Annotated in this window: 13 protein-coding genes; 4 read left to right on the forward strand and 9 right to left on the reverse strand. The window is 53.4% G+C overall.

The genetic code is table 11. The features are described from left to right. Position 1: 1 nt before the first annotated feature. From LA337_17590 to LA337_17620, 7 genes are all read right to left on the reverse strand, one after another. A complete protein-coding gene (locus tag LA337_17590; GenBank protein ID UBI18506.1) occupies positions 2–1,135 on the reverse strand; it encodes a Gfo/Idh/MocA family oxidoreductase in 1,134 nt (377 codons plus the stop codon). A gap of 8 nt (positions 1,136–1,143) precedes the next feature. Beyond that, the gene (locus LA337_17595; GenBank protein ID UBI14967.1) at positions 1,144–2,172 is read right to left on the reverse strand and encodes an ABC transporter permease; all 1,029 of its coding nucleotides are present in this window, start codon (positions 2,170–2,172) and stop codon (positions 1,144–1,146) included. An 11-nt stretch (positions 2,173–2,183) separates the two neighbouring features. Next, positions 2,184–3,731, reverse strand: a complete 1,548-nt coding sequence (locus LA337_17600; protein ID UBI14968.1) for a sugar ABC transporter ATP-binding protein — start codon at positions 3,729–3,731, stop codon at positions 2,184–2,186. A 60-nt stretch (positions 3,732–3,791) separates the two neighbouring features. Then, positions 3,792–4,721, reverse strand: a complete 930-nt coding sequence (locus LA337_17605; GenBank protein UBI14969.1) for a sugar ABC transporter substrate-binding protein — start codon at positions 4,719–4,721, stop codon at positions 3,792–3,794. Positions 4,722–4,759: 38 nt separating this feature from the next. Continuing rightward, positions 4,760–5,746 (reverse strand): inositol 2-dehydrogenase, encoded by a 987-nt coding sequence (iolG, locus tag LA337_17610; protein ID UBI14970.1) that lies wholly within the window; start codon positions 5,744–5,746, stop codon positions 4,760–4,762. Between the two features lie 344 nt (positions 5,747–6,090). Then, positions 6,091–8,016: a 3D-(3,5/4)-trihydroxycyclohexane-1,2-dione acylhydrolase (decyclizing) gene (iolD, locus tag LA337_17615; protein UBI14971.1), complete on the reverse strand. Its 1,926-nt coding sequence runs from the start codon at positions 8,014–8,016 to the stop codon at positions 6,091–6,093. Between the two features lie 11 nt (positions 8,017–8,027). After that, positions 8,028–9,533, reverse strand: a complete 1,506-nt coding sequence (locus LA337_17620) for a CoA-acylating methylmalonate-semialdehyde dehydrogenase (GenBank protein ID UBI14972.1) — start codon at positions 9,531–9,533, stop codon at positions 8,028–8,030. 293 nt (positions 9,534–9,826) lie between these two features. Here LA337_17620 and LA337_17625 point away from each other — a divergent pair, with 293 nt between their 5' ends. The 4 genes from LA337_17625 to LA337_17640 all read left to right on the forward strand — a co-directional run bounded on the left by LA337_17625 (position 9,827) and on the right by LA337_17640 (position 16,073). Then, positions 9,827–10,681 (forward strand): MurR/RpiR family transcriptional regulator, encoded by an 855-nt coding sequence (locus tag LA337_17625; GenBank protein UBI14973.1) that lies wholly within the window; start codon positions 9,827–9,829, stop codon positions 10,679–10,681. Between the two features lie 243 nt (positions 10,682–10,924). Further along, positions 10,925–11,491: a Slp family lipoprotein gene (locus LA337_17630; GenBank protein UBI14974.1), complete on the forward strand. Its 567-nt coding sequence runs from the start codon at positions 10,925–10,927 to the stop codon at positions 11,489–11,491. Between the two features lie 279 nt (positions 11,492–11,770). Beyond that, the gene (locus LA337_17635; GenBank protein ID UBI14975.1) at positions 11,771–12,928 is read left to right on the forward strand and encodes an efflux RND transporter periplasmic adaptor subunit; all 1,158 of its coding nucleotides are present in this window, start codon (positions 11,771–11,773) and stop codon (positions 12,926–12,928) included. Between the two features lie 28 nt (positions 12,929–12,956). Continuing rightward, positions 12,957–16,073, forward strand: a complete 3,117-nt coding sequence (locus LA337_17640; GenBank protein UBI14976.1) for an efflux RND transporter permease subunit — start codon at positions 12,957–12,959, stop codon at positions 16,071–16,073. Between the two features lie 202 nt (positions 16,074–16,275). On the opposite strand, the gene LA337_17645 is transcribed toward LA337_17640, so the two are convergent. After that, positions 16,276–16,566 carry an ABC transporter substrate-binding protein gene (locus tag LA337_17645; GenBank protein UBI18507.1) on the reverse strand — a complete coding sequence of 97 codons (291 nt, stop codon included), beginning with the start codon at positions 16,564–16,566 and terminating at the stop codon, positions 16,276–16,278. Positions 16,567–16,622: 56 nt separating this feature from the next. Continuing rightward, on the reverse strand, positions 16,623–17,219 hold the full coding sequence (locus LA337_17650) for an HdeD family acid-resistance protein (GenBank protein UBI14977.1): 597 nt from the start codon (positions 17,217–17,219) through the stop codon (positions 16,623–16,625). Positions 17,220–17,375: the final 156 nt, after the last annotated feature.

A 17,375-nucleotide genomic window follows, 5' to 3' on the forward strand; every position in this document is an offset into this window, starting at 1 on the left:
TTCAGACAATGTCGTTCACGTTCAGCCAGCGGCCTTCCTGGTGCGAGAGTGCGATAGCGTCGAGCACGCGCGACACCTTCCAGCCCTCTTCAAAGTCCGGCCACAGCGGCGCATCGGCGGCAATACCGTCCACCAGGTCACGTACTTCCACGGTTTTCTGGTCGTTAAAACCGATACCATGCCCGGCCCCCATGCAAAATGCGCCGTAGTCCGGGTGTGCCGGGCCAACCAGCAAAGTACGAAATCCCTGGCGGTTGACCGGATCGTCATGCAGATAGAGCTTCAGCTCGGCCATACGCTCCTGGGTAAAACTGATAGTCCCTTTGGTCCCGGTAATCACATACGACAACCCCATCTTGCGGCCACAAGCCACGCGGGAGGTTTCAATCACCCCTTGCGCGCCGCCCGCGAAGCGCACCATTGCGTGAGCCTGATCTTCGTTTTCTACCGTCACCATTTGCGAGGAACCAACCTGCGCTGGACGCTGTGGCACCACAATCTTCAGGTCGCCGCAGACCTGCTGAATATCCCCCACCAGGTACTGCGCCATATTGACGATATGCGCCGCCAGATCGCCAAGCGCCCCAAGTCCGGCGGTCTCTTTAAAACAGTGCCAGTGGATAGGCGCAAGGGGATCGGCCATGTAGTCTTCGTTGTGGGTGCCGTAGAAATGGATCACCTCGCCAATCTCACCGCGCGCAATAATCTCTTTCGCCAGTTGCGCCGTTGGGTTCTTCATGTAGTTGAATCCCACCAGCGTTTTCACCCCCGCCCGTTTTGCGGCCTCAACCATTTCACGTGCGTCGTGGGCGTTCAGCGCCAGCGGCTTTTCTGAGTACACATGCTTGCCATGGCGAATCGCTTCCAGCGCCATCTCTTTATGCAGATGGTTGGGTGAGCAGATATCCACGACATCAATGGCCGGATCAGCCACCAGCGCACGCCAGTCTCCGGTTGAGCGATTGAAGCCAAACGCCTGCGCCCGCTCGGCCGCCAGCTCCGGCGAGACTTCCGCCACCATTTCACGCACCAATTTGCCGCGCAGGTTAAACACCGTCGGGGCCTGGGCATAGGCGATGGCATGCGCCTTGCCGATATACCCGGTGCCAATCAATCCAATACGAACCTCTTTCATCATGATCCTCACAGTGCGCCGCGACGGCTCTTGGCGTAGGTATCGAACGCCACCGCCAGAACGATAATTAAGCCGGTAATAATTTGTTGGTAGTAAGCCGAAACGTTCATCAGCACCAGACCGTTAATCAGGATGCCCATGATGATCGAGCCGATAATGGTGCCGCCGATACGCCCGTAGCCGCCCATCAGCGAGGTGCCGCCAATGACTACCGAAGCGATGACGCGCAGCTCGAACGAGATCCCGGCCACTGCTTCCGCACTGCCCAACCGCGCGCTGAGAATGAAGCCCGCCAACCCTGCCAGACAGCCAATTAACACGTAGACGCTCACCAGCACGCGCTTCACGTTAACCCCTGCCAGACGTGCCGCCTCCGGGTTGCCGCCGATGGCGTACACGAAGCGCCCCCAGCGGGTTTTATGCAGCGCCAGATAACCGCCTACGGCCACCAACGCGAATATCCAGATTGGAATGGAGATACCGAGCAGTTCGCCTCGCCCCCACCAGCGGTAACCCGCGTCAAAACCGGCAATCGGCGCGCCGTCGTTAATCACCAGCGTCAGGCCGCGCCAGATAGTCATCCCACCGAGGGTGACGATAAACGGCGGCAGACGCAGGCGGGTCACACCGAGGCCATGCAGGAAACCAATCGCGGTCCCCATAGCCATACAGATCCCAAGGCCAATCAGCCAGCTCATGCCGCCCCAGGCATTCGGGTCAACGGTAGTGAAGTTGTCGCCCTTAATCACATACGCGGCGGTCATAGCACAGACCGCCAGGATGGAACCCACCGACAGATCGATCCCAGCGGTCAGAATGACAAACGTCATCCCCACAGCCATGATCCCGTAGATGGAAACTTCGGTCAGGATGTTGAAAATATTGCGTTCAGAAAGAAAGTTGCTGTTCTGCAACTGAAAGAAAATCAGCAGCAGGATCATGAAAATCAGTACCCCAAAGCGCTCAAAAAAGGCAATGGGATCAAGACGTCCGCCGCGTTTGGCAGGAACCTGCGTTTTAGAAATAATCTGCGTCATGAATCACTCCGTTATGCCGCATTCAGGGCGTTGTGGTTGATGGCCATCATCGTCATTAGCCGCTCTTCATTGGCGTCGTCACCGTGGATCTCGCCAGTCACCCGGCCCTCACTCAGCGTGATGATCCGATCGGAAACCGCCATGACTTCCGGCAGATCGGAGGAGATCACGATCACCGCCACGCCCTTTTTCGCCATATCAAACAGCACCTGATGGACTTCTGATTTGGTGCCAACATCGATGCCGCGCGTCGGTTCATCCACGATCAACACCCGAGGATTAAGCGCCATGCAGCGTGCAAGGATCACTTTTTGCTGGTTCCCGCCGGAGAGTTTGCGTACCTCCTGCGCGCTGTTGACCATTTTGATCTGTAGCGCCTGGCGGTAAGATTCGATCAGGGCATCCTCTTTACGGGTATTCACAAACCAGCGCCAGTGCAGCAGTGACGAGAGGCTGGAGAGCGACAGGTTGTCACGGATCGACAGCCCAAGCACCGCGCCCTCTTTTTTACGATCTTCAGGTACCAGCGCCAGCCCCTGATCCAGCGCAAACAGCGGATCGCGCGGCTGATAGGGCACGCCATCAAGTTCAAAGCTGCCGGAAGTAAAACCGTCGGCGCCAAACAGGCAGCGGGCCACTTCGGTACGCCCGGCGCCAACCAGCCCGGCAATGCCTAACACTTCTCCGGCATGAACATGGAAGCTAATGTCATGGAGTGCGATACCATGCGGATCCAGCGGCGGCTTTTCGCGGCTAAGCCCCTTCACCGCCAGACGCACAGGTTTATCTTCATGGTGAGTTTCGCTGGCCGGGCGGCGATTAAAGGCCACATCGCGCCCAACCATCAGTCGGATCAACTGTTCAACGGTGGTCTGCGCAACTGCGCCGTTTCCGGTAAAACGCCCATCCTGGAAAACGGTGAACTGGTCGCAGAGTTGAAACACTTCATGCAGGCGATGGGTCACATAGATAATGCTCACGCCACGCCCTTTAAGTTCCCGCACCACCCGGTGCAGACTTTCTACTTCGCTGTCGCTCAACGCGGCGGAAGGTTCGTCCATAATGATGAGCTTTGCGTTCAACGTCAGCGCCCGCGCAATTTCCACCATTTGCTGCTGCGCCACGCTCAGTCGGGCCACGGCCGTGGTTGGCGCAACGTTCAGTTGCAGATAATCCAGAATTACCTGCGCCTCCTGATTCACCGCCTTTTCGTCAACAATCAGATTGCGTTTGCGCGGTTCACGCCCGAGAAACATATTCTCGGCGACGGTCATATTCGGCAGCAGATTAAATTCCTGATAAATAGTGATAATGCCCTTGTTCTGCCGCTCTACCGGAGAGTCCTCTACCGGCAACGTTTCGCCGTTAAACCAGATATCCCCGCGCGTTTGCGGCTGCGCACCCGCCAGCGCTTTCAGCAGAGTCGATTTTCCGGCGCCGTTCTCACCTAACAGCGCATGAATTTCGCCTGCTCCGACGGTCAGTTGCGCGCTGCTCAGCGCCCAGACGCCGGAAAAGCTTTTCGCCAGGTCAGTCACTTTCAGTAAGGGTTGCGACATCGGTCTGCTCCTCCTCATAGTGAGCCGCCACTTACGCGGCGGCTGCGAAAATACACTGAATCAGTTACCGGCCTCACTAATACGCTCGGCCTGCTGCAGGTTCTCTTTGGTGATAAGCGTTGGCGGATAGTCAGCCCCGGTTATCGCGGTCTTCTCCCGTACGTTATTCACCAACTGGGTCATGGCCGTTTTCACCGCAAATCCCGGACGCTGATCCGCCGTCACCGCCAGCCAGCCCTCGCGCACGCGCGCCAGCGCTTCGGGCACGGCATCGAAGCCCGTAACCAGAACCTCACCCGGTTTCAGCCCTTGTCCTTGCAATGCTTCAATCGCGCCCAGCGCCATATCGTCGTTAGCTGAGAGGATCACCTGCGGACGTTTCGGCAGCGAAGGCAGCACGCTTTCGACAATGCGCATCCCTTCAGAACGCATCCAGTTTCCGGTCTGATCGGCGACAATCTTGTACTTTTCACCGCCCGCCTTCAGGCTGTCGCGAATGCCTTTGGTACGTTCAATGTTGGAGGAGGAGCCCGGCTGGCCGGTCAGCAGAATGATGTCCGCCCCGTCAGGGAATTTGGTTTTGACAAAGTCGCCAATCGCCTGGCCGCCTTTGTAGTTGTTCGCGCCGAAGTGCGGCACTTTTTTCTGGCTGTCAACGGAGCGGTCGAGGGTAACAACGGGCAGTTTCGCATCCTGAATTTCATCTACCGCACTGGACACCGCGTTGACATCGTTCGGCGAAACGATAAAACCCTGTGCACCACGGGTGATGGCGTTTTCCAGGTCAGCGACCTGTTTTGGCGAGCTACCTTGCCCGTCCAGGACCTGTAAATTCACGCCCATCTCTTTTGCGGCTTTCACCGCCGTACGCTGCATGTGAACTTCAAATGGCATCGCCAGGTTTGGCGTACTGAAAACAATTTGCTCATTTTCAGCAATGGCTGCCCCGGATGTCATGGCGATGAGGACAGCTAAGATCAGTTTTTTCATTATTATGTCTCTCTGTGTAGGGTAGGTTGTGGTGACAATCAGAGGAGAACTTCACGTTGGCTATGCAGTGACTCCAGCGCTTTATCCGCCAGATACAGCGCACGCTCACCATCGTCCCCGCTGCAATCAGGGACTGCTTCGCCGCGCAGAACCGCAACAAAGTGTTCCCATTCCGCGGCATAGGCCGATTTATAACGCTGCAAGAAGAAGTGTTCAGGTAACGCGCTGGTGCAGCCTGTCTTCGCGTAGTGTTGCACCTGGTTTTCGAGAATATTGCCCGCGCACAGCAGCCCTTCAGAGCCGTGTAGCTCAAGGCGCTGGTCGTAGCCGTAGGAGGAGCGGCGGCTGTTGACGATGGTCGCCATCGCGCCGGAGGCATATTTCAGTACGATGAACGCGGTGTCGATATCGCCCGCCTCGCCAATCGCCGGATCGACCAGGTTACTGCCCTGGGCATACACAGAAACCGGCTCTTCGCCCATGATAAAGCGCGCCATATCAAAATCGTGGATGGTCATATCGCGAAACATACCGCCAGACACGCGCACATATTCCGCAGGCGGCGGCGACGGATCGCGGGAGATTATCAGCAGCGATTCCGGCTTACCGATACGCCCGGCCAGTGCATCCGTTTTCACACGGCGGAACTGTGGATCGAAGCGGCGGTTGAAGCCGATGAACAACGGTACGTCGTACTCTTTGACCACTTTCAGACAGTCGCGTACGCGGGCCAGATCCAGGTGGACCGGCTTTTCACAGAAGATGGCTTTGCCATGACGAGCGGCCAGTTCAATCAGATCCGCATGGGTATCGGTCGCGGAGGCGATCAGTACGGCGTGAACATTAGGATCCGCCATCGCCTCATTCAGGCTTTGCAGACGAGCCTGGTACTGAGTGGCAAGACGGGTGGCAAATTCCTGATTCGGGTCGACGACGGACCAGAGGGTGGTGGCACTGTGACTGGCAATGTTAGCTGCATGTACCTGGCCAATTCGGCCAGCGCCCAGTAAAGCAATGTTAAACATAACGGCTCCCGGTGTTGGTGAATGCGATGAACTAACGACCCCTTAAATAAAACATTTATTTCATTTTTATAAATAGTGAAAATTATGTTTTTGAGTGCAAGTTAACACTTTTGAGATGAACGAGATAAAATTTGTTATCAATATCACAACATAAAGACAGGAAAGATGAAGGAATTAGCCCCCTTCCGTTCAGGAAGGAGGCGAAGGATGAAGGGGCAGGAAAAATGAAATGAAAATTTCGTTGTTGCAGGTTGCCGGATGACGGCGCGAACGCCTTATCCGGCCTACAGGTTAGAAGTAGTTGTAGGCCGGATAAGCGCAGCGACATCCGGCATTACCCAGCGTCAGTACTGACGAGCGTTTTTCACCTGTTCAAACGTCTGCTCAGCGGCTTTGCGCACCGACGGTGAATCAGCCACCTGCGCATCACCGGTTCGCCACCAGGCGGCGTAATCGTGGGTCATGGTTTTCGGCAGGACTTTAATATCCAGCAGCGTCGGGCCAGGATGCGCACGAGAGGCTTCCAGCGCCGCCAGCAGGCTTTTTTCATCATGCACCCGCCAGGCACGACAGCCGTAGCTCTCGGCATTCTGGGCAAAATCAACTTTCACCAGCGGCCCATCCAGCCTCCCGGTTTGCGGGTTGCGGTGACGGTTTTCCGTGCCGAAACTCCCCATCCCGTGCCCCATCTGCAGATTGTTAATGCACCCGAAGCTGGCGTTATCAAACAGCAGGATAGTAACTTTTATCCCTTCCTGAACGGCAGTTTGTAGTTCGGAATGCAGCATCATGTATGAGCCATCCCCCACCATGGCATACACCGGCTGCTGCGGCTTCGCCAGCCTGGCCCCAATAGCAGCCGCAATCTCATAGCCCATACAGGAGTAACCGTATTCCAGGTGATAGCTGTCCGGGGTTTTGACCTGCCAGATGCGTTGTAAATCGCCAGGCAGCGATCCGGCGGCGCCCACGACAATCGCGTTATCTTCGATGTGCTGATTGATAAGCCCCAGCACCCGCGTCTGGGTCAACCGCGTGTTGAGCGTGTCGCCATATTCCGCCAGTTGGGCGTCAAGATGCCCTGCCACTTCGGGAACATCGTCAGGACGCCAGTCGCGATCCCATAAACGTTGGCACTCATCACGCCAGGCCGCCTGCGCCTGTGCGATCTCGCCCCCCCAATCGCTACGGTAGTCTTGCAGCGTTTCGGTTAATGCCGTAAGCCCGGTACGGGCGTCGGCGATAAGCGCGGTGGCATCAAGCTTCAGTGCGTCAAACTCCGCCACGTTCAGCAGCAGGAACTCAACCTCCGGATGGGAAAACAGCGCTTTCGAACCGGTGGTAAAGTCGGTGAGTCGCGTGCCGATGCCGATCACCAGATCGGCCCGGGTTGCAAGCTGGTTGGCGGCCATCCCACCGGTTACCCCAATGCCTCCGAGGTTAAGTGGGTGGTCACTAACCAGCGCCCCCTTTCCAGCCTGAGTTTCAGCAAACGGTAGTTGCAGCGTTTCAACAAACGCACGCAACGCCTCATGCGCGCCGGAATATCGTACCCCGCCACCGCACACCACCAGCGGACGGCGTTTGCGGGCAATCAGCGCCCGCGCCATCGCCAGACGCTGCGGGTCGGGCGGGCGACGTTCGATCAGATGGACGCGGCGCGCAAAGAAACTCAGTGGATAGTCCCAGGCTTCTCCCTGCACATCCTGCGGCAGGCAGAGGGTAACTGCGCCAGTGTCTGCAGGGTCAGTGAGCGTTCGCATCGCGTTCAGCATCGCGCTCATTAACTGTTCCGGGCGATTAATCCGATCCCAATAACGCGAGACCGGGCGGAAGCAGTCGTTGGTGCTGATGCCAAGCTCATGGAATTGCTCAATTTGCTGCAATACCGGGTCCGGCTGACGGCTGGCGTAGACATCGCCTGGCAACAGCAACAGCGGAATACGGTTCGCCGTCGCGGTCGCCGCGGCGGTCACCATATTCGCCGCCCCCGGTCCAACCGACGACGTCACGGCAAAAATACGCTGGCGTCGATGCTGTTTAGCGAACCCGGTCGCCATGTGCGCAATTCCCTGCTCATTACATCCCTGCATTACCTGCAGATGACCGGGTTCCTGCTCCAGCGCCTGGCCGATACCGAGCACATTACCGTGACCAAAGATGGTGGCAACGCCCTCAACAAAGGGCGTTTCATGACCATCGACACAGACATATTGTTGATTAAGGAATTTGACCAGCGCCTGAGCCATGGTCATACGTTCGGTTTGCATAACCCCTCCTGTCAGCCCAGCGTTGGCATGGAGAACGCGGCCCCTGTGTCTTGCAGCATCTCCGGCCAGCGTGCGGTGACGGTCTTCATGCGGGTGTAGAAGCGCACGCCATCGTTACCATGCACGTTGAGCGCGCCAAAAATCGAACGCTTCCAGCCGCCGAAGCTGTGGAACGCCATCGGCACCGGAATAGGCACGTTTACGCCCACCATGCCCGCCTGCACCTCTTCGCAGAAGCGACGCGCGCAGCCGCCGTCGCGCGTGAAAATCGCCGTGCCGTTACCATATTCATGGCGGTTAATCAGTTCCACCGCGCTGTTGTAATCGGCTACACGCACCACAGAAAGAACCGGCCCGAAAATCTCTTCCTTATAGATGGTCATTTCCGGCGTGACGTTATCAAACAGGGTTGGCCCGACAAAATAGCCCTGCTCATGGCCTTTAACGCTAAAACGCCGACCATCCACACGCAGGCTGGCCCCCTGTGATTCCCCGCTGTCGATGTATCCGAGTACTTTATTACGGTGCGCCGAGGAGATAAGCGGCCCCATTTCGTTTTCCGGCGTCTGATCAAGCCCCGGTCCGACGCGCAGCGCCGCAATCTGTTTTTCCAGTCGCGAGCACAGCTCATCCGCGGTTTTATCCCCCACCGCCAGCACAACCGAAAGCGCCATGCAGCGTTCACCCGCCGCGCCGTAAGCGGCGCCCATAATGGCGTTGGTTGCCATATCCATGTCAGCATCCGGCATTAAAATACAGTGATTTTTAGCGCCACCCAACGCCTGGCAACGCTTACCGTGAGCCGAGGCCGTCTGATAAATATATTCCGCAATCGGCGTTGAGCCGACGAAGCTTACGGCCTGCACGCGCGGGTCAGTAAGCAGCACGTCAACGGACTCTTTATCTCCCTGTACCACGTTGAACACGCCGTCCGGTAATCCCGCCTCTTGCATCAGTTTCGCCAGCGCCAGCGCGAGAGAAGGGTCTTTTTCGGAGGGTTTCAGCACGAAGGAATTTCCGGTTGCCAGCGCGATGGGGAACATCCACATCGGCACCATCGCCGGAAAGTTAAACGGCGTGATCCCGACGCAAACTCCAAGCGGTTGCATCAGAGAGTGGCTATCGACGCCGGTACCTACGTTGGCGGAGTGTTCGCCCTTTTGCAGATGCGGGATGCCACAGGCAAACTCCACCACTTCCAGGCCGCGCGTCAGTTCACCGACAGCGTCAGAGAACACCTTGCCATGCTCTTCGCTGATGATGCGAGCCAACCTTTCCATGTTCTGTTCCAGCAGCGCCTTAAAGCGGAACATCACTCGCGCACGTTTTAGCGGAGAATGCCGCGCCCAACCGGGGAATGCGTCATGCGCTGCCGCGATGGCCTGTTCGGTTTCCCGTGTCGAACTCATCACCACCTGGCGGATCTGCTCACCGGTGGCCGGGTTGAAGATCGCCTGAACGCGCTGGCCTGAACCGGTGACACATTCGCCATGAATAAAATTCGCTACTGTCTCCATCCTTAACCTCTCGCTGTTGATACGTGATTGTTACCTGAACGCCGTTATCTGTGTACTATATATGAAACAAACATTCCATTTTAAGTTGAAATAAAATAAATAATGATTAATGTGATCAAGGATGGATTTTTATGTTAACAAGCGGAATCGCATGATTAACGTGTACTGGCAGAATGTTTCAGCAAGCGATTAGACTGAAGCTTTTGTTTCGTTTTTACGGCCAGATGAATGCGTGACATTTCAAAGACGCGGTTTTGCGTTTAGAATCATAAAACTATGCAACAGGAGGTAAAATGACGACAGCAACCAGCCTGAACGAGCTGCAGCAGCAGATCCGCGATCGCTACGATGGCCTGAGCAAAAGGCTGCAGCAGGTGTCCCGCTATGTGCTGGATAATACAAATAGCGTGGCCTTTGATACGGTTGCCGTCATTGCCGAACGTGCCGGAGTGCCTCCCTCGACGCTGATCCGCTTTGCCAATGCTTTTGATTTCACCGGCTTTAACGAAATGAAACAGCTGTTTCGTATGAATCTGGTGGAGGAAACTGCCAGTTACAGCGACCGCGCACGCCTGTTCCGTGAGATGGAAAGCGAAGCCGTGCCGGAAACGCCGCTCGATATCTTGCAGGAATTCGCCCGTTCGAATACTCAGGCCCTACAGCAGTTGGCAGCCCGTGCCGAACCAGAAATGCTGGAACGCGCGGTACAATTACTGGCAGAAGCCGACACCATCTACATCGCCGGTCTGCGTCGTTCGTTTAGCGTGGCGGCCTATCTCACCTATGCCCTGAGCCATCTCGAGTGTCGCCCTATTTTGCTCGATGGAATGGGCGGGATGCTGCGCGAGCAGATTAACCGCATCAAAGCACGTGATATCGTCGTGTCGATCAGCTTCTCGCCCTATGCGGAAGAAACGGTGATGGTCAGCGAAACCGCGGCCAATGCAGGCGCGCGCCAGATTGTCATTACCGACAGCCAGATAAGCCCGCTGGCAACATTCAGCGATCTCTGCTTTGTGGTGAAGGAGGCACAGGTTGACGCGTTTCGCTCCCAGTCAGCAACGCTGTGCCTGGTGCAGTCGCTAGTGGTGGCGCTGGCTTACCGTCTGGGTGACGGGAGTAATGAACGCGGTCATTCCGTCGGGTAATAGCGGTCAGCAAATTGATCGCCCGCTTTATTAACACCCGCCAGCGTGAGGCGCAAGAGCAATTGCACGCGTTGCTTTTATGGTCGTTGAAAATATAGTCCTCATTCAGCGACCAGCTACAACACAGTCTATTATTACCATAAGCTACAATTATATTAATTTTAGATAATCAACAGCATGCTTGCTGACAATAATGAGCAAAGGTTTACTATAGGCCTGTCTTTTTTTAGCAGGAAAGTAAAAATGAAAAAAACAAAAGGGTTGATGATTATTGCCCTTGCTTTCACCCTGGCATCATGTGCTTCCATTCCTGAGAATATCAAAGGTAATAATCAACCTGATATACAAAAAAACTTTATCTCCGTGCATAATCAGCCGGGATTATATACCGGTCAACAGGCCCGCTTTGGTGGTAAAGTCATCAATGTGATTAACACCAAAACGGATACGTTACTGGAAATCGCCGTTTTGCCACTGAACGACTCTGCTAAGCCACAAATAGACGCGAGCTATCAGGGACGAATTCTTGCCCAGCAGAAAGGTTTTCTCGATCCGGTAAACTACAGAAACCATTTCGTGACTATTTTGGGAACAATTCAAGGAGATGAGTCAGGATTCATCAACAAGGTCCCGTATAACTTTGTTAAAGTTGATTTACAGGGTATTCAGGTCTGGCATTTAACTGAGTCTGTCAACACCACCTATAATATGTGGGATTACGGCTATGGCGCGTTCTGGCCTGAACCCATATGGGGAGGCCCCTACTACGCCAACACAGTAACTCAGGTAACTCCGGAGCTAGTGAAATAATCCCAGTAGTAAGATGGCGCTAATATATTCCGGAGTCGGGCGCTAACCAACGCCCACCACATCAACTCGCGTTTATCTAATTGCGCCATCCAGCTTCATGAGATCCTTCGCTTAACATGTATTCTTCCTGTTACATATAATTTTTAACCGCTAATTCTTTAGCGAAGAAATGGGCTTTACCCTTCTCATGCCTGACCATCTTTTTTTATTTACCGACAATTCCTCCACCCTGCATGCAATAAAAGAACCTTTGTGTTTTCACATTATTCAGGGATTACAATGAACAGAAAATGCTTACTGTTGATACCATTATTCTTTAGTAGCGCCATCATCACCGCCTGCGATAATAAACCTGCAGTAAAAACCACCGCCATGGCACCCGAGGTCGGCGTTGTTACCTTAGCGCCCTCCTCAGTGAATATTAAAAGTGAACTTCCGGGCCGCGCAGTTTCATTTGAGATCGCCGAAATTCGCCCTCAGGTTGGGGGGATCATCATAAAGCGCAACTTTATTGAAGGAGATAAAGTCAGCAAAGGAGAGTCACTGTATCAAATTGATCCTGCCCCGCTGCAGGCGCGACTGGATTCAGCCAAAGGTGCGCTGGCTAAGGCAATGGCGACGGCCAATAACATACGTCTGACATTAAATCGGCAGTCAGCGTTAATAAAATCCAATTACGTCAGCCGCCAGGACTACGACACGACGCGCTCACAGCTTAATGAAGCACAGGCCAATGTCGCCGTTGCTAAAGCGGAGCTTGAGCAAGCCACTATCAACCTGCGCTATGCCAATGTCACCTCGCCAATTGAGGGCATCAGCGGTAAATCCTCCGTGACCGTGGGTGCCCTGGTCACTGCCAATCAGGAAAATGCGCTGGTCACCGTTCAACGGTTGGATCCGATTTATGTTGATTTAACCCAGTCAGTACAAGACTTTCTTCGCCTGAAAGAAGAGAAAGCCAACGGCCAAATCGCCCAACAACAAGGCAAAATTCCGGTTGAACTGATGCTGGAAAACGGCAAGCCCTATCGCCATACCGGTACGCTTGAGTTTTCCGATCCCGCCGTTGATGAGACCACCGGTTCGGTGACCCTGCGCGCCGTATTTCCCAATCCTGAGGGTGAAATTTTACCCGGCATGTACGTCACGGCGCTGCTGGACGAAGGCAGTCAGCAGAACGTGTTGATGGTTCCCCAGCAAGGGATTACGCATAACGAACAAGGAAAAGCCACCGCGCTAATCCTTGACCCGGAAAACGTGGTGCAACTGCGTGAAATAAACGCCGTGAAGGCCGTTGGCAATCAATGGCTAGTGACCGCGGGATTAGGCCCTGGCGATCGGGTCATTGTGTCCGGACTACAAAGGATTCGTCCGGGAATCAAAGCCCGGGTCCTCCATTCAAAACTGAACACACCTGACGCGGTAACTGAACAGTAATATTTCAGGCATTAAGGACACTTTCTTCATGGCCAACTTTTTTATTGAGCGCCCGGTTTTCGCCTGGGTACTCGCCATTATCATGATGTTTACGGGCGGTATCGCGATAATGAACCTGCCTGTCGCCCAGTACCCACAAATTGCTCCCCCGACCATCACCATCAGCGCCGCTTACCCAGGGGCAGACGCAAAGACCGTTGAAGACTCCGTGACGCAAGTGATTGAACAGAATATGAATGGTCTTGATGGCCTGATGTATATGTCATCCACCAGCGATGCGGCAGGTAATGCCTCGATTATCCTGACCTTCAAAACGGGTACGTCACCCGATATTGCGCAGGTTCAGGTACAGAATAAATTACAACTGGCGATGCCTTCCCTGCCGCAGGAGGTACAGCAGCAAGGGATAAGCGTTGATAAATCCAGCAGCAACATCTTAATGGTCGCCGGCTTTATCTCTGATAATAACAGTCTCAGCCAATATGATATTGCCGACTATGTGGCTTCAAATATTAAAGACCCGCTAAGCCGCACTGCCGGGGTGGGAAGCGTACAGTTGTTTGGTTCGCAATACGCCATGCGCATCTGGTTGGATCCGCAAAAGCTCGACAAGTATAACCTCACCCCGCAAGATGTTATTACCCAACTCAAAGTTCAGAACAATCAGATATCCGGCGGGCAACTGGGGGGCATGCCTCAGTCAGCCGATCAGCAGCTAAATGCGTCGATCATCGTCCAGACGCGCCTGCAAACTACCGATGAATTTGGCCAGATCTTCCTCAAAGTCCAGCAAGATGGCTCCCAGGTTCTGCTGCGCGATGTCGCACGCATTGAACTGGGTGCGGAAAATTATGCCACGGTTGCACGTTACAACGGCAAACCCGCCGCCGGGATTGCGATTAAACTTGCCGCTGGCGCCAATGCCCTGGAAACGTCCCAGGCGGTCAAACAAGAGCTGAACAGATTATCGGCCTGGTTTCCGCCCAGTATGAAAACCGTTTATCCCTATGACACCACGCCGTTTATCGAGATTTCGATTCAGGGCGTTTTTCATACATTGATCGAGGCAATCATTCTGGTATTCCTCGTCATGTACCTGTTTTTGCAGAGTTTCCGTGCAACGCTTATCCCCACAATCGCCGTTCCGGTAGTTATCCTCGGCACCTTTGCAATACTCGACGTCGCCGGTTTTTCGATTAATACACTCACGATGTTTGGCATGGTGCTGGCGATAGGGTTGTTAGTCGATGATGCTATCGTGGTGGTTGAGAACGTAGAACGCATTATTGCCGAAGAACATTTGTCACCAAAAGCGGCGACGCATAAAGCGATGGGCCAGCTCCAGAGAGCGCTGATCGGTATTGCCGTTGTGTTATCCGCTGTATTTATGCCGATGGCATTTATGAGCGGGGCGACGGGGGAGATTTTCCGCCAGTTTTCTATCACCTTAATCTCCTCGATGCTGCTGTCGGTGTTTGTGGCGATGAGCCTGACGCCTGCACTTTGTGCCATGCTGTTGAAATCCCATGAGGGAGAAAAAGTAAACACACATTTTCTGTTTACCCGTTTCAATCACTTCATGGAGAAATGTACTCAGCACTACACGGACAGCACCCGTAAACTTCTCCGTTGCACGGGCCGTTACATGGTCGTGTATTTAGTGATTGGCGCGGGCATGATCGTGCTGTTTTCACGCACCCCGACCTCCTTTCTGCCTGAAGAAGATCAGGGGGTATTCATGACCACGGCGCAATTACCTTCCGGCTCAACGATGGTGAACACCAGCAAAGTGCTCGGAGAAATAACGGATTACTATCTGACGAAAGAACAGAAAAACGTCGCTTCGGTTTTCACCGTCGGCGGATTTGGCTTCAGCGGTCAGGGGCAAAACAACGGTCTGGCGTTTATCAGCCTGAAGCCCTGGTCAGAACGCGTTGGCGAGGAAAACTCGGTTACCGCCATTATTCGACGGGCGATGATGGCCTTAAGCACCATTAATAACGCCGTTGTTTATCCGTTTAATTTACCCGCAGTCGCGGAACTGGGGACCGCTTCAGGCTTTGATATGGAGCTGCTGGATAACGGTAACCTTGGGCATGAAAAAATGATGCAGGCCCGAAACGAGCTTCTGGCGCTGGCCAGCCAGTCGTCAGGAGAGGTTGACGGGGTGCGTCCGAACGGTCTGGAAGATACGCCGATGTTCCGCATTCACGTCAACGCCAGGAAGGCAGAAGCCATGGGCGTTGCGTTATCGGATATCAATCAGACCATCTCCACCGCGTTTGGTAGTCGCTATGTCAATGACTTCCTGAACCAGGGGCGCGTTAAAAAAGTGTATGTACAGGCCGATACGCCGTTTCGTATGTTGCCGGACAATATCAATCACTGGTACGTACGTAATGCCTCTGGCGCAATGACGCCGCTTTCCGCTTACTCATCCACCGAGTGGACCTACGGCTCCCCCCGCCTTGAACGCTACAATGGTCAGCCTGCAATGGAAATTCTCGGCCAGCCGGTCGAAGGAAAAAGCAGCGGCGATGCAATGAAATTTATGGCGTCGCTGATTAATAAACTGCCCGCAGGCGTTGGCTATGCCTGGACAGGTCTGTCTTATCAGGAAGCACTGTCCACAAACCAGGCGCCAATGCTGTACGGCATTTCGCTGATCGTCGTGTTTCTGGCGCTGGCGGCGCTGTATGAAAGCTGGTCGATACCCTTCTCGGTGATGCTGGTTGTGCCAATCGGGGTGGTCGGCGCTTTGCTGGCTACCGATCTACGCGGTCTGAGCAATGATGTTTACTTCCAGGTCGGGCTACTCACCACCATGGGGCTGTCGGCTAAAAACGCCATTCTGATCGTCGAGTTCGCCGTCGAGATTATGCAAAACGAAGGAAAAGCACCGCTTGAAGCCGCGGTGGAGGCCGCGCAAATGCGCTTACGTCCTATTTTAATGACCTCACTGGCTTTCATCCTGGGGGTTATTCCATTGGCAATAAGCGACGGCGCAGGCTCTGGCGCGCAAAATGCCGTCGGTACGGGGGTTATCGGTGGGATGTTGGCCGCAACCGTGCTGGCTATCTATTTTGTCCCGCTATTCTTTGTTCTCGTTGAAAACATGCTGGCGCGATTTAAAGCCCGACGCTGACTCGTTGTCCTATCCCTGGGATCTTATCCCAGGGATAGGACTTTGTTTGTCAGATCTACGGTCATTAGCGGGCCTTGCTATCCAGCGAGTTTCTCGTGGCTAGCAAGGTAAACATTACACGGGTATTTTCTTGTAGGGGAACAACTGGGGTAGGTACAGAGGTTGTCAATTCTAACTAATGCCAGGCTATCAAAACGGTTAATTAATAGTCCAGACCGGAACCTTTCAGATTTACAGCCAGTTCACCCAGTTTTGTATTCGGATGCTGATGACACATTTTAACCATTTTCGGTACAGCTTCCGTTTCCACCTGATGCAGTGGAACATAATCATCACCTTTAAAGTCCGAATTTTTATTAACAATCACAAAGGCAATTGCCGTCTTGTATTGCTGACTCATATCAACGAATTCTTTACAGGTCATATCCTGTGGCGCAGCTTCCGTTGCCTGCGTAGCAAAAGCACGGCTCATCGGCGCCATAACAGAAGTCATAAGAATAACTGCAGAAACAACCAATTTAATATTCACAATGCACTCCAGAGGTAGCATTAATTTTTATCGGCGAGTTTATCAGTTTCTACCAACGTCGTATTTCTACGCAGACTGATAAAAGCTAAAGAACTAAAGATCATCTCAACGCCAATAAATATTGAGGTAAACACATATGACCTGTCGGGATCCATATTCAGCCACACGGCTGCAATGAGCAGATCAAAAATACCAATGAAAATATTCCATCCATAACCCGGACTGCGGAACATTTTGACACCGGAAGCAACACGAAAAATACCGCCAAGAATAAACAGGCAGCAAAAAACCATTGCCAATGAATTCATGCCTATCACAGGATTCTCGAGGAAACAGTATCCCAGCAGTAACCACGCGATAGCAAAAAAGGCATAGGTAAATTTGGCTTTCAACTGCTTTTTACCAGAGCTAAACAAGCTATAGATAGAATAGAAACCACACACCAGAAACATAAAACCTGTTGTGTAGCTTAAGTAAACACCCGCAGCGATTGGATAGATTAAGCAGCAGATGCCACAAACCAACAACAGCACCGCCATGATTGTGGCGTGTCTCTTATAATGAGTTAGTGTTTTTTCATTAAACGCTTTCAGGCTACGCTGATTAAAAACAAACATACATCCTCCGTTACATAGAAACGCAATGTAACCTGCTAATTAAAGAATAATTCTCACTTAATACATATTACTTACAATGAAATGATAAGACTTTCACTCAGCGTTCGTATATAAGATAAAAGGAATGCCGTTATCCGTATAATCCTACACGCGTCA

The organism is Citrobacter europaeus, from assembly GCA_020099315.1.
Classification (GTDB): Bacteria; Pseudomonadota; Gammaproteobacteria; order Enterobacterales; family Enterobacteriaceae; genus Citrobacter; species Citrobacter europaeus.